The 22,862-nt window shown below is 58.3% G+C and carries 21 protein-coding genes, 1 tRNA gene and 1 pseudogene; 5 read left to right on the top strand and 18 right to left on the bottom strand.

Annotated features, from left to right (window positions below; translation table 11 throughout):
* Positions 1-147: 147 nt before the first annotated feature.
* Positions 148-2,871: a TonB-dependent receptor gene (locus OOZ52_RS00115; protein WP_274696453.1), complete on the bottom strand. Its 2,724-nt coding sequence runs from the start codon at positions 2,869-2,871 to the stop codon at positions 148-150.
* A 338-nt stretch (positions 2,872-3,209) separates the two neighbouring features.
* On the opposite strand from OOZ52_RS00115, the gene typA reads away from it, so the two are divergent.
* Positions 3,210-5,051, top strand: coding sequence for a translational GTPase TypA (gene typA / locus OOZ52_RS00110; RefSeq protein ID WP_274696452.1), 1,842 nt, complete (start codon positions 3,210-3,212; stop codon positions 5,049-5,051).
* A 97-nt stretch (positions 5,052-5,148) separates the two neighbouring features.
* Here typA and OOZ52_RS00105 read toward each other — a convergent pair whose 3' ends face one another.
* Positions 5,149-5,868 carry a cytochrome c biogenesis CcdA family protein gene (locus OOZ52_RS00105; protein ID WP_274696451.1) on the bottom strand — a complete coding sequence of 240 codons (720 nt, stop codon included), beginning with the start codon at positions 5,866-5,868 and terminating at the stop codon, positions 5,149-5,151.
* 26 nt (positions 5,869-5,894) lie between these two features.
* Positions 5,895-6,290 (bottom strand): thioredoxin family protein, encoded by a 396-nt coding sequence (locus OOZ52_RS00100; protein ID WP_274696450.1) that lies wholly within the window; start codon positions 6,288-6,290, stop codon positions 5,895-5,897.
* Positions 6,291-6,435: 145 nt separating this feature from the next.
* Here OOZ52_RS00100 and OOZ52_RS00095 point away from each other — a divergent pair, with 145 nt between their 5' ends.
* Positions 6,436-7,605, top strand: a complete 1,170-nt coding sequence (locus OOZ52_RS00095) for a glycosyltransferase family 4 protein (RefSeq protein WP_274696449.1) — start codon at positions 6,436-6,438, stop codon at positions 7,603-7,605.
* On the opposite strand, the gene OOZ52_RS00090 is transcribed toward OOZ52_RS00095, so the two are convergent.
* Entirely contained in the window at positions 7,597-8,031 is a 435-nt protein-coding gene (locus tag OOZ52_RS00090; protein WP_274696448.1) for a hypothetical protein, read from the bottom strand. The two genes, OOZ52_RS00095 and OOZ52_RS00090, sit on opposite strands and share 9 nt — an antisense overlap.
* Positions 8,032-8,115: 84 nt before the next feature.
* A complete protein-coding gene (locus OOZ52_RS00085) occupies positions 8,116-9,048 on the bottom strand; it encodes a PadR family transcriptional regulator (RefSeq protein WP_274696447.1) in 933 nt (310 codons plus the stop codon).
* Between the two features lie 135 nt (positions 9,049-9,183).
* On the opposite strand from OOZ52_RS00085, the gene OOZ52_RS00080 reads away from it, so the two are divergent.
* The 3 genes from OOZ52_RS00080 to OOZ52_RS00070 all read left to right on the top strand — a co-directional run bounded on the left by OOZ52_RS00080 (position 9,184) and on the right by OOZ52_RS00070 (position 11,541).
* A complete protein-coding gene (locus OOZ52_RS00080; protein WP_274696446.1) occupies positions 9,184-10,503 on the top strand; it encodes a replication-associated recombination protein A in 1,320 nt (439 codons plus the stop codon).
* The gene (locus tag OOZ52_RS00075; RefSeq protein ID WP_274696445.1) at positions 10,496-11,365 is read left to right on the top strand and encodes a hypothetical protein; all 870 of its coding nucleotides are present in this window, start codon (positions 10,496-10,498) and stop codon (positions 11,363-11,365) included. Before OOZ52_RS00080 ends, OOZ52_RS00075 begins: the two co-directional genes overlap by 8 nt.
* Positions 11,366-11,465: 100 nt before the next feature.
* Positions 11,466-11,541, top strand: a tRNA-Thr gene (locus OOZ52_RS00070).
* Here the strand turns inward: OOZ52_RS00070 and OOZ52_RS00065 are convergent.
* The 13 genes and pseudogenes from OOZ52_RS00065 to OOZ52_RS00005 form a co-directional block, all read right to left on the bottom strand.
* Complete coding sequence (locus OOZ52_RS00065; protein WP_274697200.1) at positions 11,507-12,190, bottom strand: zinc ribbon domain-containing protein; 684 nt, start codon at positions 12,188-12,190, stop codon at positions 11,507-11,509. The genes OOZ52_RS00070 and OOZ52_RS00065 overlap by 35 nt on opposite strands.
* 408 nt (positions 12,191-12,598) lie before the next feature.
* Positions 12,599-12,949: pseudogene (locus OOZ52_RS00060) on the bottom strand (recombinase family protein); the annotation flags it as partial.
* A 101-nt stretch (positions 12,950-13,050) separates the two neighbouring features.
* Positions 13,051-13,374: a hypothetical protein gene (locus tag OOZ52_RS00055; RefSeq protein ID WP_274696444.1), complete on the bottom strand. Its 324-nt coding sequence runs from the start codon at positions 13,372-13,374 to the stop codon at positions 13,051-13,053.
* A 213-nt stretch (positions 13,375-13,587) separates the two neighbouring features.
* Positions 13,588-14,559, bottom strand: a complete 972-nt coding sequence (gene virB11, locus OOZ52_RS00050) for a P-type DNA transfer ATPase VirB11 (RefSeq protein ID WP_274696443.1) — start codon at positions 14,557-14,559, stop codon at positions 13,588-13,590.
* Between the two features lie 6 nt (positions 14,560-14,565).
* Positions 14,566-15,609 carry a TrbI/VirB10 family protein gene (locus OOZ52_RS00045; protein WP_274696442.1) on the bottom strand — a complete coding sequence of 348 codons (1,044 nt, stop codon included), beginning with the start codon at positions 15,607-15,609 and terminating at the stop codon, positions 14,566-14,568.
* Positions 15,610-15,614: 5 nt separating this feature from the next.
* Positions 15,615-16,310, bottom strand: a complete 696-nt coding sequence (locus OOZ52_RS00040; RefSeq protein WP_274697199.1) for a TrbG/VirB9 family P-type conjugative transfer protein — start codon at positions 16,308-16,310, stop codon at positions 15,615-15,617.
* Positions 16,311-16,315: 5 nt separating this feature from the next.
* Positions 16,316-17,056, bottom strand: coding sequence for a virB8 family protein (locus OOZ52_RS00035; protein WP_274696441.1), 741 nt, complete (start codon positions 17,054-17,056; stop codon positions 16,316-16,318).
* Positions 17,053-18,246 (bottom strand): type IV secretion system protein, encoded by a 1,194-nt coding sequence (locus OOZ52_RS00030; protein WP_274696440.1) that lies wholly within the window; start codon positions 18,244-18,246, stop codon positions 17,053-17,055. Before OOZ52_RS00030 ends, OOZ52_RS00035 begins: the two co-directional genes overlap by 4 nt.
* Entirely contained in the window at positions 18,246-20,606 is a 2,361-nt protein-coding gene (locus tag OOZ52_RS00025) for a VirB4 family type IV secretion/conjugal transfer ATPase (RefSeq protein ID WP_274696439.1), read from the bottom strand. The genes OOZ52_RS00030 and OOZ52_RS00025 overlap by 1 nt, the downstream gene beginning before the upstream one ends.
* A complete protein-coding gene (locus tag OOZ52_RS00020) occupies positions 20,603-20,890 on the bottom strand; it encodes a type IV secretion system protein VirB3 (protein WP_446698105.1) in 288 nt (95 codons plus the stop codon). The genes OOZ52_RS00025 and OOZ52_RS00020 overlap by 4 nt, the downstream gene beginning before the upstream one ends.
* A 124-nt stretch (positions 20,891-21,014) precedes the next feature.
* The gene (locus tag OOZ52_RS00015) at positions 21,015-21,374 is read right to left on the bottom strand and encodes a TrbC/VirB2 family protein (RefSeq protein ID WP_274696438.1); all 360 of its coding nucleotides are present in this window, start codon (positions 21,372-21,374) and stop codon (positions 21,015-21,017) included.
* A 27-nt stretch (positions 21,375-21,401) separates the two neighbouring features.
* The gene (locus OOZ52_RS00010) at positions 21,402-21,629 is read right to left on the bottom strand and encodes a hypothetical protein (RefSeq protein ID WP_274696437.1); all 228 of its coding nucleotides are present in this window, start codon (positions 21,627-21,629) and stop codon (positions 21,402-21,404) included.
* Between the two features lie 50 nt (positions 21,630-21,679).
* Positions 21,680-22,273, bottom strand: a complete 594-nt coding sequence (locus OOZ52_RS00005) for a hypothetical protein (protein ID WP_274696436.1) — start codon at positions 22,271-22,273, stop codon at positions 21,680-21,682.
* Positions 22,274-22,862: the final 589 nt, after the last annotated feature.

The raw sequence follows: 22,862 nt of genomic DNA, 5'->3' as shown, positions 1-22,862 counted from the left end.
ACGAATAGTCCCCTCTTTCAAACCAGAGGTGCAAGCCACCACAAATCACCGCAATTTACAAGATGCAAGGCGCGCTAACCGGACAAAGAAAAAGGGGAGCCGAAGCCCCCCTTCCCCTTCCTCCGCAGAGGATATCGGCGCTGACGCTTAGAAGCGGAAGCGGCCGGTGATGCCGTAAGTGGTCGGATCGTTCGGGTAACCCGAAACCGCACCGGGCTGCGCCGGGCTGTCGAACACGGTACCGAAGTAACGGTCATCCAGAATGTTACGGCCCCAAACCTGCAGTTCGATACCGTTATCCATTGCCAGCGTTAGCGACGCGGTCAGGTTATTCTGACGCGCAGTAAACGGCAGGCCGGCAGCAATCGCCGGACCACCATCGGCGATCGTTCCGTCAGGTGCACGAACTGCGAAGGCCGGAAGACCTTCAACCAGCTGGTATTCAGACGACCAGAGGTAGTTCACGCGCGGAATGAGCTGGCCAAAGCCGAGATCGGCTTCGTACTGCGCACCAAGGATCACGGTCCATTCCGGAATGCCCGAAGGCGTGGTGCCCGAAATGTCACCCTGTGCCGACTGCGTGAAGCTGTCGAACTCGGGGTTGAGGTATGTCACCGCAGTGTTCAGCGTGAGGCCCGGTGCAGGGTACCACAGGCCTTCAAATTCGACACCGAAGGTCGACTGGCTACCTGCGTTGGCGAGCACGAAGCCCGAGCCGGTGAAGATGTTGGACTGGAAGCCCTCGATCTCCTGCTGGAAAACCGTGAGGTTCAGAGCAGCAAAGTCGAAGTTGGTCTTGATACCCACTTCGTAAACCGTCGATTCTTCCGGACCGGCAAAGCGCGAACCATAGGTCTGGTTCGGCTGTGCAAGACCTGCATTGATGATCGCGGTACGATCAGCGAGCGACGGACGCGCATCGCGCGACAAGTTCACCGAGCTGGCTTTGAAGCCCGTTGCATAGCTGGCGTAGATGTTCACGTCAGGCGTGATGTCGTAAGCCAGACGCGCAGTGTAGCTGAAGTTGTCGTCGTTCGTGGTGCCGTCCTCAACCGAGTTGGGAACGCCGAGGAACGGCGGCAGGAACTGCAGCGCGCGAAGCGGGTTCAGCGGGTTCGCAAGCGGGTTGTTGACGTTTGCCGCCGCGAATGCAGCTGCACCGGCCTGGATCGTTGGGAAAATCGGAGCCGTCGCGGGGTTCGTGGCGAATGCAAGCACTTCAGCGGCAGTTGCCGCACGCCCAAGCATCAGCGCATCACCAACGCCCTGGGCAATGGCGCCCTGCGTCAGAACCTGCTGACGGAACGGAGCAAGCTGGGGTGCATCGAAGTCAATCGACGAGAACACGTCGGTCGAGATCGCTTCTTGAGTGAAAGTCTTGCTATCGTCGGTGTAGTTGCCGCCGAGTGTCAGAACGAGGCCATCAACAATCTCGAAATCGACCTGGCCGAAGATCGAGAAAGCTTCGGAGTCCAGCGTGTAAGACTCAGTGAAACCCTGCCCTTGATTGAAGAACGACCCAACGAAGTTCTGACCGAAAGAAGCACTGAAGACCTGCTCTAGCGGCACTGCAGTCGGGAACAGGGGGCTAGGCGCGAGGGCAAAGGCCCCTCCTGAAAGGTTCCCGACCAAGAGATTGGCATAGTTGCGGAAGTCAGCACCATAGAGCAGCTGGTTCGACTGTTCGACATCCTCGTTGATGTAGAACAGGCCGAGCAACAGATCGATGCGATCGCCGATGGTTCCGGAAACGCGGAATTCCTGCGTGAACGTATCGAGACGCAGGTCCTGCGAGTTCGGATAGATCAGGTCAGCGGTTGAGAAGTCCGAGTCCTGTACGGTAACCGCTTCCGTCGTGCGGCTTGCGGTGATCGAGGTGAATGTGAAATCACCAATGTCCTTGTCGATCTGCGCGGAGATGCCGTGATTGCGGATCTCGTTGGTGGAATCGAAATTGTTGTAAACGACATCGGCAAAAGGATTGTTCGGATCAGTTACCTGGCCACCCAGTGCCTGGATTACTGCAGTCGGCGGACCGCTTTGCGCGTTCACAACACCGCAACAGATTTCGTCGATATCATCGATATCTGCAATCACGCGGATGCGCCAGCTTTCACCATCATCAACCAGGATCTGGGCGCGTGCGTACCAGCGATCACGATTATTGACGCTGTTGCCCGTGTTCAGGTCCTCGAAGAAACCGTCACGGCTGTTGAGACCTGCACCGACACTGAAGGCGACCGAGTCAGCCAGCGGGCCAGTCACATAACCGCGCGCCACAACCTGATCGAAATTGCCGTAGGTCAGTTCGACATTGCCGCCGAAGTCAAACTGCGGCTCTTCGGTTACGACCGAGATAACACCGGCCGATGCGTTCTTGCCGAACAGGGTCGACTGCGGGCCACGAAGGACTTCGACACGCTGCACATTGGGAAGGTCGGAGATCGAGCTCGCGGTACGGCTACGATACACGCCATCGATGAAGACACCGACAGACGGTTCGATACCGGCGTTGTTGGCGCCGTTACCAAAGCCACGAATGAAGAAACCGGTGTTTGCCGAAGACTGGCGCTGGCCAACAGTCAGCGAGGGAACAACCGTTTGCAGGTCGCGGATATCGCGGATCACGTCACGTTCCAGCGTTTCAGCGCCGGTAACGGAAACAGCGACCGGAATTTCCTGCAGCGTGGTTTCACGCTTGGTGGCGGTCACCAGAATGGTGTTGCCCTGTGCTTCTTCCTCTTCAGCAGCGGGATCATCGCCGTCTGCATCCTGGGCCATGGCAACCCCTGGTGCGACCAGCGCAAGAGCGGCGGCACTGCAAAGAAGATTGCGTGAAAAACCGGCAGCGCCGGTAATGGTAGTTTTCATCGAATTCTCCATCTCTCCCTCAGGAAGCGGAAAGTTCGCCCAGTTGACGATCCATTCCATTCCTTCAGCGACTTGAATTAGTCGATTTCTTCTACCTAGCGCAAATGTTTCCTACAATTGCTCAGTGGGACGCGCGATTGTATGGCCACACACGTGTAGCATTGGCGCAACAGGGAAACACCTCACCATTACGTAAGGTCAGCTTCACTCTACTTGCGCACGGATGCACTGTGCAGTGCCTCCTCCTATCTCCTTGCCCCGCGCGCGACCTTAGGCTAGAGGCGCGCCAATTCGCAGGTGCAGCATGATTTGCCCTGCCCGACACAGGAAAAATTGTAATGTCTGCGCCCCTTCGCAACGTGGCGATTATCGCTCACGTTGACCACGGTAAAACCACTCTGGTTGACCAGCTCTTCCGCCAATCCGGCATGTTCCGGGATAACCAGCGCGTGGAAGAGCGCGCGATGGATTCAAACGAACTGGAGCAAGAGCGCGGGATCACCATCCTTGCCAAGCCAACCAGTGTTGAATGGAAACCCGAGGGCGGCCAGCACAGCTACCGCATCAACATCGTCGATACGCCGGGCCACGCCGACTTTGGTGCCGAGGTAGAGCGTATCCTCAGCATGGTCGACGGCGTTATCCTGCTGGTCGACGCCGCCGAAGGCCCGATGCCGCAGACCAAGTTCGTAACCGGCAAGGCACTCGGCCTTGGCCTGAAGCCCATCGTGGTCGTCAACAAGATCGACCGAAGCGATGCGCGCGCCAGCGAAGTGCTGGACGAAGTGTTCGATCTGTTCGTCAATCTCGACGCGAATGACGAGCAACTCGATTTCCCCGTGCTCTACGCCTCGGGCCGCTCGGGCTATGCCAGCGAAGATCCGGAAGCACGTGAGGGCGATCTGCTGCCGTTGTTCAACCTCATTGTGAACCACGTGCCCGAACCCGATCTCGATCCCGATGGCGAATTCGCCATGCTGGCAACGCTGCTTGATCGCGATGCCTTCCTCGGCCGTATCCTGACCGGCCGCATCGAAAGCGGTCGCCTGGAAACGGGCATGCCAATCCACGCGTTGGATGTGAACGGCAATGTCGTCGAGACCGGTCGCGCGACAAAGGTTTTTGCCTACAATGGCCTTGATCGTGAGCCCGTGCTCCACGCCAAGGCAGGCGATATCGTTGCCATCGCAGGCCTGACCGAAGCGACCGTTTCGAATACACTGTGCTCACCCAACGTGAACGCACCGATCCACGCATCGGAAATCGATCCGCCTACGCTCAGCATGACCTTTGCCGTCAACGACAGCCCCTATGCAGGCCGCGAGGGCGACAAGGTACAGAGCCGCGTGATCCGCGAGCGTCTCGAACGCGAAGCCGAGGGCAATGTCGCCATCCGCATCACCGAAAGCGCCGGCAAGGATGCTTTCGAAGTGGCGGGCCGCGGCGAATTGCAGCTCGGCGTGCTGATCGAAACGATGCGCCGCGAAGGCTTCGAACTCTCGATCAGCCGTCCGCGCGTGCTCTACCGCGAAGAGAACGGGCAGCGGCTTGAACCGTATGAAACCGTCGTTGTCGACGTGGACGATGAATTCTCTGGCACCGTCGTCGAGAAGATGGCGCAGCGCAAAGCCGAAATGACCGAAATGCGCCCAAGCGGCGGCGGCAAGACACGCCTCACCTTCGTGGCTCCAAGCCGGGGCCTGATCGGCTATCACGGTGAATTCCTGTCCGACACGCGCGGCACCGGCATCATGAACCGTCTGTTCGACAGCTATGGCCCGCACAAGGGCAAGATTGCCGGCCGCCAGAACGGCGTACTGATCAGCATGGAACAGGGCGAGGCAATGGCCTATGCGCTCAACACTATCGAGGAACGCGGCGTGCTGTTCGTATCCCCTGGTGAGAAGCTCTATCAGGGCATGATCATCGGCGAGAACGCCAAGCCGGAAGATCTCGAAGTCAACCCGCTCAAAAGCAAGCAGCTCACCAACTTCCGCGCCAGCGGCAAGGACGAAGGCATTCGCCTCACCCCGCCACGCAAGATGACGCTGGAGCAGGCCATCGCCTACATCGGCGATGACGAGCAAGTAGAAGTGACACCGGAAAGCATTCGCCTCCGCAAGGTTCATCTCGACCCACACGAACGCAAGCGGGCAAAGCGCGCGGCTGAGGGCGCGTAATCCCCGCAGTCTAAGCCCAGAATGTTGAAGGCCCGGCTACTCAGGCAGAGTGGCCGGGCCTTCGCGTCTGAGCCGTAGGGTTGAGGGTGGGAGCGGCTCAGAAACGCGTTGTAAACTCCACCAGCGACTGCGGCATGTTGTCGAGCGCCCAGATCTCGATCATCTTGTCGAAACCGGTCAGCACCATCACGCCTACCAGCAGCACCGCTCCGCCAAACATGGGCTTGGCATATTTCGCCAATGACTGGAGCGACTTGCTGCGCTGGCCGAGCGCCTTGCGCGAGCCGTAGGCAAAAGCGAGGATCGAAGTCGCGACGCCAAGCCCGAAGACGAGAAAGATGCCGAAAGCGCTGAGCAGGTTTTCGCCCTGTGCAGCCGCCGCAATGGCGATGCCGAGTGTCGGGCCGACGCACGGTGCCCAGACCAGACCAAGCAGGCCGCCGACGACAAACTGTCCGATCGCGCCCTCGCCGCTCGTGCGCCCCAGCATGCGCTGCCCGGCGCTTGTTGCCGGAGCAGCTGCCGCGCTGAGCGCCATTTGCGCGCGAGGGATCAGCAACACGGCGCCCGCCACAATCAACAGACTACCAGCGGCGGTACGGACCAACCGCTCGTCAAGCCCGACCGAGAAGCCGAAAGCGAGAACGAGCAGGCCGAAGATGGAAAAGCTCAGCACCAGTCCAGCGGCTAGTGCTGCCGGCCCCATTTTACTTTTCCCCAGTGCAGTGGCGATGATGATCGGCACAAGGGGGAGGACGCAAGGGTTCAGGATCGTCACAAGACCGGCAACGAAGGCAAGGGCCATACTGCTGAACATGGTGCTGAGCTCCGGAGGAACGCCTGTTAGATGTTGCCGAACACGAACGAGCGCAGTCGATTGCGATTGGTTTCGGCAATCGAGCGCCCGGCTTCTTCGCGGCCATTGAACACCAGAATGGTGGACTGGCGCGGAATGCGATGTGCGCGAAGGAAAGCGCGATCCTCATCGAAGTTGACGCGGATGAACAAGGCATCGGAAAGGCGCGGATCGTTGCGCAGTTCGTTCAGGATCGGCTGCTGCGCGCGGCAGGTCGGGCACCAGCTTGCGTGCACATCGACTATGATCGTGCGTCCTTCAGCCTGCGCCGCACGGAAGCCGCTTTCAGTGTATTCGACCATGGTGGCCTGCGCCGATGCAGCGACAGGGACAGCGACGAAAAGCGCCACGATGGCGAGGATGAGGGGTTTGATCTTGGACACGGGGGTAAGTCTCCGAAATGGTTGTTGCGTCTCCCATTTCGCGCGCTCAGTCGCACCGGTTACCTGTTGCCCGAAATAATCTGCTTGCAGCCAATTCGAGAGGCCCTCTCGCAATCGTGGCTGCACTCGCCTAAGGCTTCGCTGGATGGACGTTACCGATCTTCGCGTTGCGCTGTTCAGCGGCAACTACAACTATGTCCGCGATGGGGCGAACCAGGCGCTGAACCGGCTGGTGGATTACCTGTTGCGCCAGGGTGCCAAGGTGCGTGTGTATTCTCCCACAGTGGATGAACCCGCATTTGAACCGGCAGGCGATCTGGTGAGTGTCCCCAGTATGCCGATCCCGGGACGCGGCGAGTATCGTTTGCCGCTGGGTTTCAACCAGCACGTGAAGGCTGATCTGGCGGCATTCAAACCCAATGTGATGCACGTCTCGTCACCCGATTTCACGGGCCATGCTGCCGTGCGCTGGGGCCGCAAGCGCGGCCTGCCAATCCTGGCAAGCGTCCACACCCGGTTTGAAACCTATCCACGCTATTACGGCTTCGCCTTCGCAGAGCCGTGGGCAGAAGCAATCCTCAAACGGTTCTACAATCGTTGCGATGCGCTGGTCGTGCCTTCGCAAAGCATGGCCGACGTGCTCGAAGAACAGGGCATGGGAGAGGATATCTCGATCTGGGCGCGCGGTGTGGACCGCGAGATTTTCGATCCCTCCCGCCGCGATATGTCATGGCGCCGCAGCCACGGGATTGCAGACGAGGATGTTGCCATCGGTTTCCTCGGACGGCTGGTATTGGAGAAAGGCCTCGACGTCTTCACCGAAACGACCGACGCGTTGAAAGCCCGCGGCGTGCCGCACAAGGTTCTGGTAGTGGGCGAAGGCCCGGCCAAGGAATTCTTCAAGCAGCATTGCCCGGATGCAGCCTTCGTCGGGTTCCAGAAAGGCGCCGATCTTGGCCGCGCAGTGGCGAGCATGGACATGCTGCTTAATCCATCTGTCACTGAAACCTTCGGCAATGTGACTTTGGAAGCGATGGCGAGCGGTATTCCCGTGATCGCCGCCCGGGCAACCGGCAGCACCAGTCTGGTGACGGACAATGTGACAGGCCGCCTTATCGAACCGGGAAAGTCAGAGCTCTTCGCCGATGCGGTGGAAGCCTACATCAAGGACGTGGCACTGCGCGAAGCGCATGGCCGAGCGGGCGAAAAGCGCAGCCGCGACTATTCGTGGGACGCCATCAACTCCGCCGTGGCCGAAACCTACTTACGCATTCTGTCCGAACACGGCGGAGTGAAAGCCGAAGCGTCAGCGTAGAACGCCGCGTGCAGTCATGGCCCGTGCGTAGAAGAACAGCGCTATAGTGATGATCCATATCGCCGCAGCAAAGGCATATTGCCCGGCCGTGTTGAAGCTTTCCGGTAGATCACCAACAAACCGCTCATAATACGTCGTGCCGATCAGGCCCACGATCGATATGCCGAATGAGGTCACTGCCAACTTGCGGCGCAGCAGGATCAGCGCAGAGCCGATAAACGCCCCCCAGACGCCCATGGCCCAGAACGCGACTGCCCATGTCGGGAAGCTGCTGAAGTAGGCAATCTGGTCCGGAGTCATTTCCAATGAATCGAGCATGTTCAGCTCGGTCATAAGATAACTCATGATACCGCCAGCATTCCACAATAGCGAAACGATGCCGATCACCCACAGGTGCCACGGCGTGGCCGGTCTTGCTTCTGTCATAAAAATCTCCCCCGAAACTTGGTTCCGGGGGAGAAGCTATCACGAGAATTGTCAGGTGCAAGCCATGGGCCTGCCCCGGCCTGATCAGAGTCGTTCGATCTTGCGAGCGAGCGCGTCGATCAGGTCGATCACCTGATCCTTCTGCACGTCCTTCAAATCGCCCCGCGATGCCTTGTTGGTCAGCACCGTGGCGAGATTGCCGAGCGAGCGGAACACGTCCGCAGACCCCGTTGGCCGCGCGCGCTCTGCCTTGCGCCCAAGGCGTTCCCACAGTTCGTCGACATCATCCGCGCGGTCTTCCAGTTCATCAAGGCCAGCCTCGGTTGCCTGGTAGAGCTTGCGCGCATCCTCGCTCTCTTTCTCCTCGATAACGCCTTCATCACCGAGCATCTGTAAGGTCGGATAGATCACGCCTGGGCTAGGTGAGTAGGCACCGCCGGTCATCTCCTCGAGCGCCTTGATCAACTCATAACCGTGGCGCGGTTCTTCTGCGAGCATGGCAAGGAGGACAAGGCGAAGTTCGCCAGGTCCGAACATGCGTTCACGCTTGCGTCCCGGGCCGCCGTGCCCGTGGCGACGGCCACCGCGATTACGGTTTCCGCCAAGTGTGAACAGGCCGCCCGGGCCAAAGATGCCCGTCGCGTTGAACGGGTTGTTTCCGCCAAACGGGCCCCCACGGCCGAAAATACCATCCGGTCCGAAGATATCGTCAGTGTTGAATTCGCGTTTGAACTCACGCTTGAACTGGCGCTTGAAGTTCTTTCGGCGACGGCGGCGTTCCGCCTGCTCGTCGTCATCTTCATCATCGATCTCGACTTCAACTTCGACTTCAACCTCGATGTCATCGTCATCGCTGGCAGCCGCGTCTTCTACCGGCTCCATATCCTCCGGTTCGATGATCTCTTCCTTCGGCTTTGCAGTGCGGCGCGTGGTCTTGCGCGTACGTGTCGCCTTGGTAGCTTTTGTTGCCTTGCGGGCTTTGGTCGCCTTCGCGCCCTTGGCAGGTTTCTTGGCCATGATGTGGCTCCAAATATGTCTCGTCCCAGTGCTAAGATATATCTTAGAGCTATCGTAACAAGAGGTCTCGGCGTTTTTGGGCAAAAAAATATCATGCCGCTACCGCTCGCCTCCGCCCTCGGGTTAGAAGGCCACATGGCAGATCTCTTCGCCGATGATGTTCCGCAAAGCGCCGGTCCGGATGCGCCGTCCGAGGACGCACCGCTTGCTGATCGGCTACGTCCGCGCTCCCTCGCGGAGGTCATCGGGCAAGATCATGTCACGGGACCCGAAGGCGCAATCGGGCGGATGATCGCAGCGGGCAAACTCTCCAGTCTGGTACTGTGGGGGCCACCCGGCACTGGCAAGACCAGCATTGCCCGCCTGCTCGCCGCCGAAGTAGGCATGCGATACGAAGCTGTGAGCGCGGTCTTTTCGGGCGTAGCGGACCTGAAGAAGGCCTTTGCCACTGCCGAAACCGCGAAGAAGGCTGGACAGCGAACGCTCCTGTTCGTGGACGAGATCCACCGCTTCAACCGCGCGCAGCAGGATGGCTTCCTCCCCTTTGTCGAACGCGGCGTTGTCACCCTGATCGGTGCGACGACCGAAAACCCGAGCTTTGAACTCAACGCTGCTCTGCTGAGCCGCGCGCAGGTGTTGATCTTGCACCGCTTGGATGCGGAAGCACTCGGCCAATTGCTCGACCGCGCGGAAGAGCTGGAAGGCCCCCTCCCCCTCTCACCCGAAGCGCGCGATGCCCTGATCGCCAGCGCCGATGGCGACGGCCGTTTCCTGCTCAACCAGGCCGAAACGCTCTATAATGCGAAGATCGACGAGCCGCTCAATCCGGCCGCGCTGGGTCAATTCCTGCAGCGGCGCGTGGCTGTGTACGACAAGGATCGCGAGGGACATTACAACCTCATCTCCGCACTGCACAAAGCTGTGCGCGGATCGGACCCGCAGGCGGCGCTTTATTACATGGCACGGATGCTGGTGGCGGGTGAGGAACCGCTATTCGTCGCCCGGCGGCTGATCCGCATGGCGGTGGAGGATATCGGCATGGCCGATCCCGGTGCGCTTACCCAATGCGTTGCCGCGAAGGACACCTACCAGTTCCTCGGCAGTCCTGAGGGTGAGCTCGCACTCGTTCAGGCCTGCCTCTACCTCGCCACCGCTCCCAAATCGAACGCGGTCTACAAGGCGCAGAAAGCGGCGTGGAAGAGCGCGAGGGAAACGGGCAGCCTGATGCCGCCGATGAACATCGTCAACGCGCCGACCAAGCTGATGAAGGATGCCGGATACGGTGCCGGATACTCCTACGATCACGATGCCGAAGACGGCTTTTCCGGCGACAACTACTGGCCGGACGAAATGGAGCCGCAGGAGTTCTACCAACCGGTAGAACGCGGGTTCGAACGCAAGGTACGCGAGCGGCTGGACTATTGGGCGCGGTTGAGGTCCCAGCGCGGTGGTTAGGGACTTCGAATATTTCGTCGCGGTGGACTGGTCCGGCGCCCAAGGGGAGCGGCACAAAAGCATTACCATGGCTGTGGCGCATGCGGATGGCGGACCGCCCGTTCTCGTGGAGCGCACCCGCGGTTGGTCGCGGCAAGAGGTGCTTGAGGTGCTGCGCGATGAATTGCCCGACAATTCGCTCGTCGGACTCGATCTCGGCATTTCCCTGCCTCATGCGGACAGGTCCGCGTTCTTTCCCGGTTGGGAGCGCGATCCCGCCGACGCAAAGTCGCTCTGGGCGCTAATCGACGCGGTTTGCGAGGGAGACGAACATCTCTCCGCCGGAAGCTTTGTCGATCACCCGCAAGCCAACGCTTACTTCCGCCGCCACGGTGGTCGTGAAGGCGCGCAGTTCGGAGGTGGCAGAGGCCGCTTCCGGGTAACCGAGCAGGTGCAGGAGATGATCGGGTGCAAACCCTATTCCAACTTCAACCTGGTCGGCGCGGCGCAGGTCGGCAAATCGAGCCTCACGGGCATGCGTGTGCTGCACCGGTTGCAAGGCAAGTTGCCAGTCTGGCCTATCGACCCATTGCCCTACGAAGGATCGGTTGTGGTCGAGATCTATACCGCTCTCGCCGCAATGGCCGCCGGACGAACCGCATCGAAAAGCAAGATTCGCTCGCGTGAGGAACTCGACGAGGCACTCGCCAACCTCAGCAGTCCGCCACTAGGCGGTACAGGCCTGATCGACGACCACTCCTCCGACGCCTTGATCACCGCAGCATGGATGCGAAATGCGGCAAAAATGGATGCTTTGTGGTCACCAAAAGCGCTCACACCACAAATTGCGCAAACTGAGGGGTGGACGTTCGGCGTTCCTTGAGGCAAAGGGCCGCGAATTCTTGTTGTCCAAACGCTTCGCTACTTGAGGATAACGGGAACAACAGCCCTCAAGCAGCAAAGCGGTAGGGCGACAAAAGAGTGCCGGCTTAGCTCAGTTGGTAGAGCAGTTGATTTGTAATCATCAGGCCGCGGGTTCGACTCCTGCAGCCGGCACCATCCCTTCCTTGTGGCCAGAAAAATCCGATAACGCCTTGAACGGCAAGGATATTTCTGGGGTTTGAAAACCGTTTTCACGGTGGAATTTGATATGCCCGCCGAAGACCAGTCTCAGCATAGCACGGCGGTCTTCCAATCGACCAGTTTCCCAAAGATTCCAAGGGTTTGAGAGGAGCTGGAGAGCGGTTTGAAAAGTTGTGTCATAGCCCCTTGCTGAGCGACCACATTTTGAGACCTTTTCCTCTAGGGCTGCTTTGCGGCGCTCAAGCTTCTCGACCTTAGCCTCATAGGCGCTCACGACAGCAGTTGATTCTGCTTCGACAAGCCGGTCGATGAGTTTTGAGATTTGCTTCTCTACCGAGCCTATCTCGACACGATTTTGGGTCGCTTCTAACCTGCTAGCTTCTGCCCGCTTGCCCCATTGGTCGCGAAAAATTGCGTCGGCCAGCTCAAACAGCTCTGGCGCAGGCGTCAGCCCCTCAACGAGGTCTTGAAGCTCTTCCTCCACTCGATCGCGCGAGATGGACTTCTTGCTGCTCACACAGCCACGCTGACGGCACATGTAGTAGGCGTAGTAATCGTTGCGACCCTTCGCCCATGTTGAGGTCATGGGATAATCGCAATCGCCGCAGCATACAAAGCCGCGCATTGGGAAATCTTCGCTGATGTTCTTGCGAGCCGGGGCGATAGCCTTCTCAGCTAGACGCTCTTGAATGCGTTCGTATGTTTCCAGGCTTCTCAGGCCTTCATGCCGCGCGTTGCGCAAAGGCACATCCCACTTGGGATAATCAATGTGACCTGCATAAAGGATTTGCTTCAGCATATGCGTGACGCGTTCGATAAGCACCACGTTATGGCGACATCTTGGAAACTGCGGTTTGGACTCAAGGAAACGCTTCACCTCTGCCTGTGAGGAGAATCGCCCGCTGGCAAAGCCCTCGAGAGCTTCGGTCACGATCCTCGCATTTGGTTCGTCAGGAACCATTACTTTCCCGCCTCCAGGCTCCCGCTCGAAGCGATAGCCCAATGGTGCATAGAACACCCAATATCCGTTGAGCATGCGCGCGCGCATCCGGTTCTTGGTTTGCTCCTTGTTCTTTTCGCGTTGATGCTGCGAGACGCTGGCGAGCAGGTTTTCGACCAACTGGCTGTCGGAGTCTTCGCCAAACTCGATGGAAGGCGATTCAAGCGTTGCGCCTGCTGAGGCGATGTCGCCACGTAGACGAAGGTGGGCTTCCAAGCCCCGTGCAAGACGGCTGATGTCGTCAATGATGACAACCAGCCCTTGCTTGCGCTTCCGCCGCAGGAACTTGAGCATAGCCTGCATGCCCGGCCGACTGACTGCCGATCCTGACATTTCATCCGTGAACGTCTCAATGACCTCATATCCACGGTATTCGGCAAACTCGCGGCAGCGCGTCTCCTAGGACTCAAGGCCAGTCCCTTGCGTAGTCTGCTGGACTGAACTGACGCGGCAATAGATCACTGCTTTCGTTCGTGGGTTCGCGCTCATGGTTTCCGCTCTTTCTCAGAATCCTTGTTTCGGCCAATGCGCTTGCATAGACCTTCAATTGTCTGTTTTTCTTTTGTTTCTAGTAGTTTATCACAAGACGATCGTCGCGGGAAAGGCCTTTCTTTCCTTTGTTCCAGAGTAATTTGCTCGGAGGTCTGACCGAAAGCAGCATCGACGAAATGGGCCGTGATATCGGCGACTATGCCAATCAACTCGTCCTTGTCGGACTCCGGCATGTCGATATCGGCAACAAGCTGCCGATACTTCTCCAGATCATGATGCTCCAATAACGCCACCCAAAACCCTTCTGCCTCGCGCACGAGGCAAGTCGTTCAAGATACGGGTCTTTGGATATGACGGCTTGCTACCGTTTCTGGGAAAAACACCAACGCCCCACACCTCGGCTGTTTTTCCGGCACCTTATCTTTTAGTTTACTACATTGCCGTTTTGGAGTGCAAATTTGGTCGCGGCCGCTGGTTTGGCGAACTGGTCACTGTCCAAGTGTCGTCACGCTGACAGCAAACAGTGGCTATCAGCGTGACGACACTAGTATCTCGGATATTGCCCGCCGACCATTAGTCCTCGTCAACTGCACGAAGACATCGACGCTTTCACGCACATAATGGCGCACATCATCGCGACCGAGGCGAGTTCCAGCCTGCAAGACGAGCAGCGTCAACTGTTCGATCGCCCGGGCAGGCGTGTCCGCGTGGATCGTCGTCATCGAACCTGGATGCCCGGTGTTGACCGCTCGCAGGAAGGTAAAAGCCTCGGCCCCGCGCAGCTCGCCGAGAATAATACGGTCTGGCCGCAAGCGAAGCGCCGCAATCAGCAAGTCCTCCGCGCTGACATCCGCCTCGCTCATGCCTCCGCGCGCGGCAATAAGGCCAACAGCATTCTCATGCTTCAACCGGAGCTCTTCTGTATCCTCGATCAGTACCAGCCGCTCCTCCGCGGGGATTTCGGCCAACAAGGCATTGAGGAATGTGGTCTTACCCGTGGAAGTACCGCCGGAAACGAGAATATTGCGGCGATTGCGCACCGCATCTTTCAACACTGCGAGCGCTTCATCCGGGCCTATCGATTGCTCCGAACGTTCCTTGTCGAACAATACAGCACTTGAGTGCAGGGTGTCGAAAGCCCCCTCTTCGCTCCAGTCGTCCAACGATAGATCCGGCGCAACATGCTTACGAATGGCAATCACATGACCATCACGTGTTGCAGGGGGCGCAACCACCTGCACGCGCGAGCCATCGGGCAACGCGGCAGCCAGTAAAGGTTGCGCGCGGCTAATCCCTTGCGACGCGTGCGCCGCAACCTGCCGCGCAAGGCGTTGCAATGTTTGCTCGTTCAGTCCCTCAACCTGCTCGCATGAAACCCCACCGCCAAGGACTTCGAACCAGATCTCTCCGGGCCGATTGATCCAGATATCGGTAACATCTTTGCGGCCTAGCCATGGCGCCAGAGGTGCGAGGAAGCTGTCGAGATAGTATCCGGCCTCCACCACGCGTCAGCCATCGACCGACGAAAAATCAAGGTCACGCGCTACATAGACGGAAACACTTGTGCCGTGATCGATCTCTAGCACGGGCCCTGCGCGCTGCGATCCGGCAGCCTGCGTCACATTCTGGGTGCTTCCAGGCAGGGCGACATAGGTTCCGCCACCTCCGGTCGCTTCGCCGATCGCTATTCCCGCTCCGATACCGAGGAAGGTCTGCAGTAATGCCTCGCCGAAGCGGGAGAAAAAGCGCGAATTGACGTCACCTTCCACACCGCCACGGCCCAGCGGATCGGAAGCAGGGCTATCAAGGGCAATGCTCACCCCATCCGGGCGCAACAGGCGCGTCCAGTTTATCGCCGCGCGCCGCTCGCCCGGATTGAGCCCCGCCTGATACTCGCCGAACAAGCGACTGCCACGCGGCACAAGAACGCGCGTCCCGTCAAAGGAATAAACATCGCGTTGCACAAGGGCCCGCACCCGCCCCGGGCGGGTGGAATTGAAGGCGGTTTCCAGCACCGCCGGGATGATAGTGCCCTGCGAAATAGTGTGCGAGGGATTGAGGAGACGGGTCGCATTGATCCGGTCGCTACCATTCTCGTCCGAGCGCTGGTCCGGTCGGGAACCAGTAACGGGCCGCTCGTAAATGACGGCAGGACCGCTGGGCGGCTCCGACAACACTGTCGGCGGAGCGGTTGGTGGCAGAAAAGCAGGGGTAGGGGGCGGCTGACTTGGTACGAAAGCAGGCGCAGGTGGTGGCGAAGCGGGGGCACGAGTAGGTTGCTCTACCTCAGCTTCCCCCAAATCGGCGGGTAGAACACGCGCACCTTCAGGCAAACGAAGCGGCGGCGGCGGGGCGATACGGCCTGTGCTTGGTTCTCCGGCCAAAACGGTTGGCACCTGTTCAGCTTGCCGTGCTGTGTTGAGTGCAGAGAATAGCCACACGCCGCCAATCAGCAAAACAGCAACAAATGCCCACATCCCCCAATTCCCGCCGCCACTGGTACGGATTACCGGGCGCATATCATCTGGCAGGCTGTCGCTTGGTGATGCCATTGCGCTCACCCTTCCCCATCTGGCTGGCTGTTTCGACGCGCGTGTGCACGCTCATCATCAAGCCGGAATACAAGTTCTGAATATACCCGATCAATCACGAACAGTCCGCCGCGCATATGGCCGTTGACCATTTCCTCCTCGCCCGTCTGCCCGATAGCGAATACAGCGGGCAGTGCCTGATCGGGCGCGTAGGAGATATAGGTGCGAATGCCGTCATCACGGATCGATTGCGGGCGAACTTCGCCATCACCGCGTAAGCGATATGACCAGTTTCCAAGCGGAACTTCGGGTAATTCCTCCGCAATCGCCTGCTCAGACTGCAAGTTATAGGTAAAGCGCACCAGATACGCTGCTGTCAGCCCTTCTCCCACACGCAGTGTAAAGGGATAGGTACGCCGATTGGTTTCCACCGTCATGCGCGCTGCCGCAGCCTCCCTGTCGGCCAGCACGAGCAAGGAATTGCCCTCCGGCGATACGCGCACTTCAAAATCGAATTCGTTGCTGATGGTCACGCGCTCGATCGTTTCACCTGCTTCCAACATTACGGTCATACCGTTGCCTGGGAAGATCGTGAGTAGAACGTCCATCCCCTCTTCCCATTGCACAGTTTGGAGGCGCGGATTGCCGAGCTCCAGATCGGGCACCACCTGAGCCGTGGCAGGGTTTGTCCAGGCAAGACCCGCAAGCAGCAAGGCAAGCATACGGATCACTCGCGCGTTCTCCCGGCTGGCACAGCGCGCAACTGCACGGCTTCCTGAGCTTCCATCACTTCAGGTAATGTCTCTGCATCACGGCGATAGCGTGTCACCTGAAAGCCAAGCGGATTGATGTAACGATCCTGCTCGCTCATTTCTGCATTGCTAAAGCCATAATCGATAACTGCTGCCCAATGCTGTGCCACTTGCGGCTGCCCGCCCGGATCGGTGCGAGTGGTGGAAAAGCGCACCAGAGCACGGTCCTGTGCCAGCGAAGAGACGCTACGCACATCGACGGATATGCGTGTCCCCGTGCCATAGACGGACAGTGGGCTCCCAGGCGCGCCTGCCTGCATGGCAGCTACATAGCGTTGCCGCGCATCGCCTGCGCTCCACAGACCAACACGGCGATAGTCATCCTGGAAACTGTTGTAGTCGAAGCTTTCACGCGCGATCACATATTGCACCACAAAGCTGCGTGTCAGTGCTGCATCGGGAGCCACAAGATCCTGATCCAGTGGCGCCAGTGCTTCGACATGGCCGGTCTGCCGGTCAACCAGCAATGTATAGGGCTCGCGCTCCTTGAGAGGGAGCAGCGTGACAAGAGCAATCGCCAGCAGTACCGCAACTGCGGCGGAAACCGTCGCCACAATCCATGCAATGCGCCGTGATTTCTCAAGCTCATCGGTTACGCTGACAGACCAGCTGTCGGCGACTTCAAAGTCCTCTTCGATAGGGTCGTGGGCGGTCAACCATCCCTCCTGCGGCTCGAAATCGAGCGTGAATGCGTGGTGCGGCGATAGGAGTTACCCAGCCGTTCCGGCAGGACAACGCGAGCCGAATCTGCAGATGGGCTACCTCTCACCCTTGCAGATGCTGCTGCTCCACCGCCTGTCACACTGACAATCCTGCTCTGTTCAAAACTCATACGATTCTCCACCTGCTGAGCGATCCGTTCGGCGCGAGAGGCTAGCGGACTTACTTCACGCGCGGTGGGACCAGCAATTGCAGACTGCCATCCTGCCGAGCTGGAAAAATCAGGCAAGCGAATGGCATTGGTCCAGCCGCGCATGAAGGCGATCTTTGCGAGCAGCCAAATGGTCATGAGCTGCACGATAGTGAAACCTGTCGTCATGGCGAACAGTTCTATCGGAGCGCTCGGCGCGGCATAACCGCTCCCGCGGACCAGCAGGACATCCCGCAAAAACGGCTCAAGCACAGCAAGTTCCACTGCAAGAATAACAGTGACGCCAACAGAACCTACCAGTGTCAATGCAAGCGCGCGCAGCCAGCCTGCAAACAGACCCCGCGTCGCCTCGAACAGCAACATGCCCGCAGCAAGTGGAGCAAGCGCCAGCAACAGGCCGGCAACGATCCTGAGCAGGCCAAGCGAGCCGATGATCCCTGCAAGATAGATCAGCCGCGCCCAGCCCAATGCTGCATCATCCTGCAGCGCCGTACCTACAAAACTGGCATTACCCGCCTGCCCATCGATCAGCTGGTCCGACCAGCGTCCAGTGCCAAGGTCGATCAGCGCCAACACACCATTGTCCACCCCTTGCAAACGCTCGACAAAACCACCGCTCGTAGTGGCAAGCCCGGGATTGGACAGCGACGCGGCAAGCTGAGCCGGACCATCAAGCGTCACATCATGCACCACTGTCCGAAAGGCCGGCCAGCTAAAGGCAAGTGTCAGGACTATCCCGACCTTCAGCATGTCACCCATGATATCGCGGCTGTCAGGTGTGTAACCAAACAGCAAACGAAAGCCCCAGATTGCGATGAACAGCGTCAGCAGACCAGTCATGGCGAGCGATGCAGCAGACCCGGGTTGCCCCAGGGCTTCATAGCCGTAACTGCCGAGATACCGCGCCTGACAGTCAATATGCGTGACCATACGCGTCACGAACTCGGTACCGGTGAGGATCTGCGGGCACGACATCAGGCCGCCCTTTCCAGCAATTTTGCCATCCAGGCAGCAGGATCAGTCCCGGTTTCTTCAACCAGTTCATCGAACAGGCGCACGGTTTTCTCGCGGCCGGAAAGAATCGTCAGCAGGTCGGTCTCACCCGAAAGGTCGAGCCGCGCCACCACACTGTCTTTGCCATGCTTGATTAAGAAGCAGTGCGAGTTGTCCGGCAGCGTACGGACAAGATCGAACTCGTGCCGGGTCAGGCCGAAGCCATTGATATAGTCCTCTGCGCGCGCCTTGGGGTTGATCATGAATATCTGCGTCGCGGCCTGTTCGATTATCGCGCTGGCTATGCGGCTCTCCAGCGCATCCTGCGCACTTTGCGTAGCAAAGCCGACAATGCCGTTGCGTTTACGGATGGTCTTTTCCCAATCCTTGATCCGCCGCACGAAGACATCATCATCCAGCGCCTTCCACCCCTCATCAACGACGATGATAGCCGGAGTGCCGTCGAGCCGTTCCTCAACCCGATGGAAGAAATAGAGCAGCGCAGGCGTGCGCGCTGCCGGGTCATCAAGGATCGAGGTCATGTCGAAGCCAACCGCTTTGGCATCCAGTTCGGTCAGATCACGCGGATTGTCGAACAGCCAGGCGCGTTCGCCGTCACCCCACCACGCGCGAAGCCGGGAATGCAGGTCGCGCGCATTCGGGCGATGTGCACCACGAAACAGTTCCACAAGATAACGCAACCGGCGCCGCTCCATCGGTTGCGCGAAATTGGTATCGACCGCGTCACGGATCTGCTCGGTTTCCTCTTCGTCTGTGCCACCTGCCAGCAGGCTGAGCCAATCGATCAAGAACTGCCGATTGCCCGGCGTATCATCGAGCTGCAGCGGATTGAGACCCGAAGGGCGATCCGACGACAAGCGATCATACTGCCCGCCTATCGCTCGGATAAACAACTCTGCCCCCCGATCCTTGTCGAAGAATATAATGCGCGGATCATGACGGCGCGCCTGTGCCAGGAGGAAGTTCATGACCACCGTCTTACCGCTCCCTGAAGGCCCGATGACGGTAAAATTGCCAAGGTCGCGCTGGTGAAAGTTGAAGTAATAAGGGCCAGCCGCCGTCGTCTCGAAAAGCGTCACGGCATCGCCCCAGTGATTGCCATGCGCTTTGCCGGTAGGAAAATTGTGCAGGCTGGCAAGCCCTGCAAAATTGGTGGTCGAAACCAGTCCTCGCCTGGCAATATATTTGAAATTAGCGGGAAACCGTGCCCAGAACGCAGGCTCTAGTGCAAGATCTTCGCGCACGCCATTAATCCCGAGGTCAGCCAGCAAGGCAATGACTTCTGCGACTTGCCTATCCAGCAATCCTAGATCATCGGCATGCACAGCAATAGTTGTATGGTGCTCACCAAAGCCTGCACGACCTGCAGCTACTTCGTCCTTCGCCACGATCAACTCATCACGCAGGGAAATGGCCTCATCTTCTGCCGAACGCATGCGCCTTAGAGCGAGGTTCATTTTGCCTAGCGCCTGCGCGCGTCCAACGAAGGCAAAGCTTTGCGAAACGTCGAGCTCGAACGGTAGCCGGTACAGCTCATCGAACATGCCCGGCATAGTGCGCGACGGGTAATCCTTGATTGAAACAAGCGCTACAAACCGACGATTGAGTGGACCGGCCTTGGCCAATTCTATGGTATCCGTACCAAAACTGATGCGCCGGGCAGGCAAATGATGCCCCAGATCCGTCTGTGACACGCCCACCGGACGCATGTCGGCATTGTAGAGGTACGAGAGGAATTCGAGCGGTTCCGACCGCTCGCCATCTGGCGTGTCATAGCATGTCAGCAGGTGCGGATCATATTGCCGCAGGGCAGAAATCATCGCTTCACGCGCGTTGTCGAGCGCGCGCATTTCCCCTGCAATCAAAGCCGCCTTACGCTGTCCGCTTTTCCTGGAAAACCAATTTCCAATCCGCTCGGCAATTCCAATCCGCCCCTGCAACGGGCGACGTACGATGGTGACGAACAGATCGTTTACGTAGAGGTTCTTCGCACCCAGCCGCTGCCGCCACCTAGCGTCAAGTCCTTGGCTGAAGCGATCCTGATGATCGCCTTCAAGATAGACTTCGGCACGCCTACGCACCACATGCTGATAGACTGCAAAGCGCGAGTTGCCGATTGCGCGCAGCATGGCATCGCGCAGTTCGGCGCGGTAATTCAGTTCTTCGCTGTCCGCTGTCTCAAAGTGGAAACCCGCAATGCGGATGGTCTGCATCAGTAACCCGTCACGCGTTTCCAGCGTGGCTGTGTCGAGATGCCGAGCATATGGCAGATGCGCACCCGCGGGGACCTCTTTCCGGGCAAGATCGCGTTTACTACTCATGGTCGGTATGAGTTACACCGCCAATGCGCGTGGTTCTTTACCCTGGGGCAATTGCGCATGCGGGTCAGCCACAGATCGACAATGCGCGGTTCGCGCAGACTTACAATCATACCAATGCCATGGATGAGAAGTGCGGCGAGCAGGACCCAGAAGCTTTTGAAAATGAGAAATAATTCAACTGCGATAATGCCGTTGATGATGAAAAAGCTGAACGTCACCCCCGCAAACATTTGCGGACGCGTAAGCGCTACAAAAAGCGTATCACTGCGCAACTGCTCTGCCAGAATATCACCCTGAACTATTTAAGGGAAAAACGATACCCTCATGATTATAGCCAGTTATTGCAAGGGAAATGCCCAGAGTCGAGACAAAGCACAACATCGCTTTGGCCTGCACCATCGGCAGCCCCTAATCAGCAGGCCGGCGCCCCAGCGACGCGTTGGCGTAGGGATTATAGGTTGCCTCGGGCAATGGCTCGCGCGGTTGGGCCTCATAGACCACCGTATCTGTCGGACCGAGCTGGCTGGCCTCACTCGGCCCGAGCATACCCATCATGCTCGCCGCGATCAGCGGTGAACCCAGAAGGAGGAAACATCCCAGCACTACCTGCGCCCCGCGGCGCAGCGATATCCGCCCCGTGAGCATGGAGAAGCCAACAAACGCCACCGCCAGAACACATAGTGTCACTGCAAGCTGGCCAAGCAGTGTGTCAGTAATCCAGCCTATTGAGCTGGTGACGGGATCACTGTTGGTGGACGGCGTAAACATAGCCTCCAGAGTGTAGCTGGACTTGCACTAAGTCGCCAGCGCCTTGAGCCAGATCCGCCCGGTAAACTGGAACCGCCCGCCGTTGTCCTGGTCGGGCGTGCCGAACTCGTCGTAGGCGTTGATCTCTATCGCGGTGCCGTTGCGGTTGTAGATACCCACGATCGAGCCGCGCATATCGCTGTAGAGATACTGCGCCCCGCCCAGGCTTGCCGATGAGCCGTTCCACTGCACCAGCGGATCGTCGCGAAATGTCATCAGTCAGACAGTAGGAATAATTATACTGCCCTCGGAATTCTTCGCTACTATCATTCTTCAGTGCCACGGCAGTATTGGGGATATCCGGGATATTCGGGAGGAGCCGCAAACGGAGATCGATTTTCTCCCTGATTAGTGAATTCAACTTCCAGCGTTGCCATTCTGTCAGGGCCAATTGCACCGACGCTTAAATGCACCTCTATCCCACGAACGCTGATGCTCCGATTTGCCCCATATGCTTCATGCGAAGCGCACTGTCCTGTCAATTGATGAACCCAAAAAAAGCCTCTGCTTTGATAGTCACGGGTATCGTCTACCTGAGAAAGTAATGAATCGCCTCTTACCTCGTCCCCCGCTTCAAAAAGAACACAGGAAAGGTCCGCGATCAACATCACACCATTTTCATTAGACCATCGAAGCTGGTCGGCATCACCTCCAGAAAAGCACTCAAATTCATAGACCGGGTTACCGTAGCGATCTTGTACAGTTAGACTGTCACGGAATCCATCTCGAGCAAAAGATACATCCCACGTCGCTCTCACCTCGCGAATTTCGGGCCAATCTGCATCATTACCATGTACATTGCCACCATCACCAAGTTGGCAATTCGAAACGGCAAACAGCAGCGTAAAATAGATTCTCATCAATGCCCTCTTCACAGGCGCCCGGGCCGTAAGCCCGTCGGACAACTAGCACTTCCGTGTATCCTAATTTCAACGTTGGTTACACCTTCGTCATAGCCAGAGACCAATTCTAAAATGAGCATACCAGGATTCCTGCCCATAATAACATCCTGTGCTTGCGCTGTAGTAGAGGCTACTTCGCGATGGTCCATGACATCGTCCAAACGACCAAATGTTTGACCTTCGCTAGTTCTTCCAAAAACCCTGTTCCCTAATTCTCTCATTTGTGGCCCCGCCCCCCGTTTGATGGCGACGAAGGAATCCACTGCCTCGGAATAACCGCTGCCGAATTTGGCCGCACAGGCCGCAACATACCCCCTTGTCGCCCGATAAGTCTCGGGTTTCCAGCAAGCACTCTTGCAGGTCCACTGCAAAAGCGTGGAAAGCTCTTTTTCTTTGGGCGCGGCTTACCACGCTCTCGCGGCCCGCCCCCGTCTCTGCCGCCGGGACCTGTAGGATCCACATTCGGCTGGGGATCGCACCCCTCCTTTTCATGGGAGTAGGTAATGTCATAAAGTTGGGGAGTGCCTTCAGAGCCGTCATCATATCG

The organism is Aurantiacibacter sp. D1-12 (genome assembly GCF_028858515.1).
GTDB lineage: Bacteria > Pseudomonadota > Alphaproteobacteria > Sphingomonadales > Sphingomonadaceae > Alteraurantiacibacter.
Note: the sequence above shows the minus strand (reverse complement) of the source record. Positions and strands in the feature narration are given on the sequence as shown.

Coding starts and splice junctions, on each gene's coding strand:
- OOZ52_RS00025 (WP_274696439.1), bottom strand. CDS start 20,606: ATGAGTAGTAAACGCGATCTTGCCCGGAAAGAGGTCCCCGCGGGTGCG.
- OOZ52_RS00080 (WP_274696446.1), top strand. CDS start 9,184: ATGGCAGATCTCTTCGCCGATGATGTTCCGCAAAGCGCCGGTCCGGAT.
- typA (WP_274696452.1), top strand. CDS start 3,210: ATGTCTGCGCCCCTTCGCAACGTGGCGATTATCGCTCACGTTGACCAC.
- OOZ52_RS00015 (WP_274696438.1), bottom strand. CDS start 21,374: ATGTTTACGCCGTCCACCAACAGTGATCCCGTCACCAGCTCAATAGGC.
- OOZ52_RS00090 (WP_274696448.1), bottom strand. CDS start 8,031: ATGACAGAAGCAAGACCGGCCACGCCGTGGCACCTGTGGGTGATCGGC.
- OOZ52_RS00010 (WP_274696437.1), bottom strand. CDS start 21,629: ATGACATTTCGCGACGATCCGCTGGTGCAGTGGAACGGCTCATCGGCA.
- OOZ52_RS00095 (WP_274696449.1), top strand. CDS start 6,436: ATGGACGTTACCGATCTTCGCGTTGCGCTGTTCAGCGGCAACTACAAC.
- OOZ52_RS00115 (WP_274696453.1), bottom strand. CDS start 2,871: ATGAAAACTACCATTACCGGCGCTGCCGGTTTTTCACGCAATCTTCTT.
- OOZ52_RS00105 (WP_274696451.1), bottom strand. CDS start 5,868: ATGTTCAGCAGTATGGCCCTTGCCTTCGTTGCCGGTCTTGTGACGATC.
- OOZ52_RS00005 (WP_274696436.1), bottom strand. CDS start 22,273: ATGAGAATCTATTTTACGCTGCTGTTTGCCGTTTCGAATTGCCAACTT.
- OOZ52_RS00065 (WP_274697200.1), bottom strand. CDS start 12,190: ATGCGCGGCTTTGTATGCTGCGGCGATTGCGATTATCCCATGACCTCA.
- OOZ52_RS00085 (WP_274696447.1), bottom strand. CDS start 9,048: ATGGCCAAGAAACCTGCCAAGGGCGCGAAGGCGACCAAAGCCCGCAAG.
- OOZ52_RS00045 (WP_274696442.1), bottom strand. CDS start 15,609: ATGGCATCACCAAGCGACAGCCTGCCAGATGATATGCGCCCGGTAATC.
- OOZ52_RS00030 (WP_274696440.1), bottom strand. CDS start 18,246: ATGTCGTGCCCGCAGATCCTCACCGGTACCGAGTTCGTGACGCGTATG.
- OOZ52_RS00040 (WP_274697199.1), bottom strand. CDS start 16,310: ATGCTTGCCTTGCTGCTTGCGGGTCTTGCCTGGACAAACCCTGCCACG.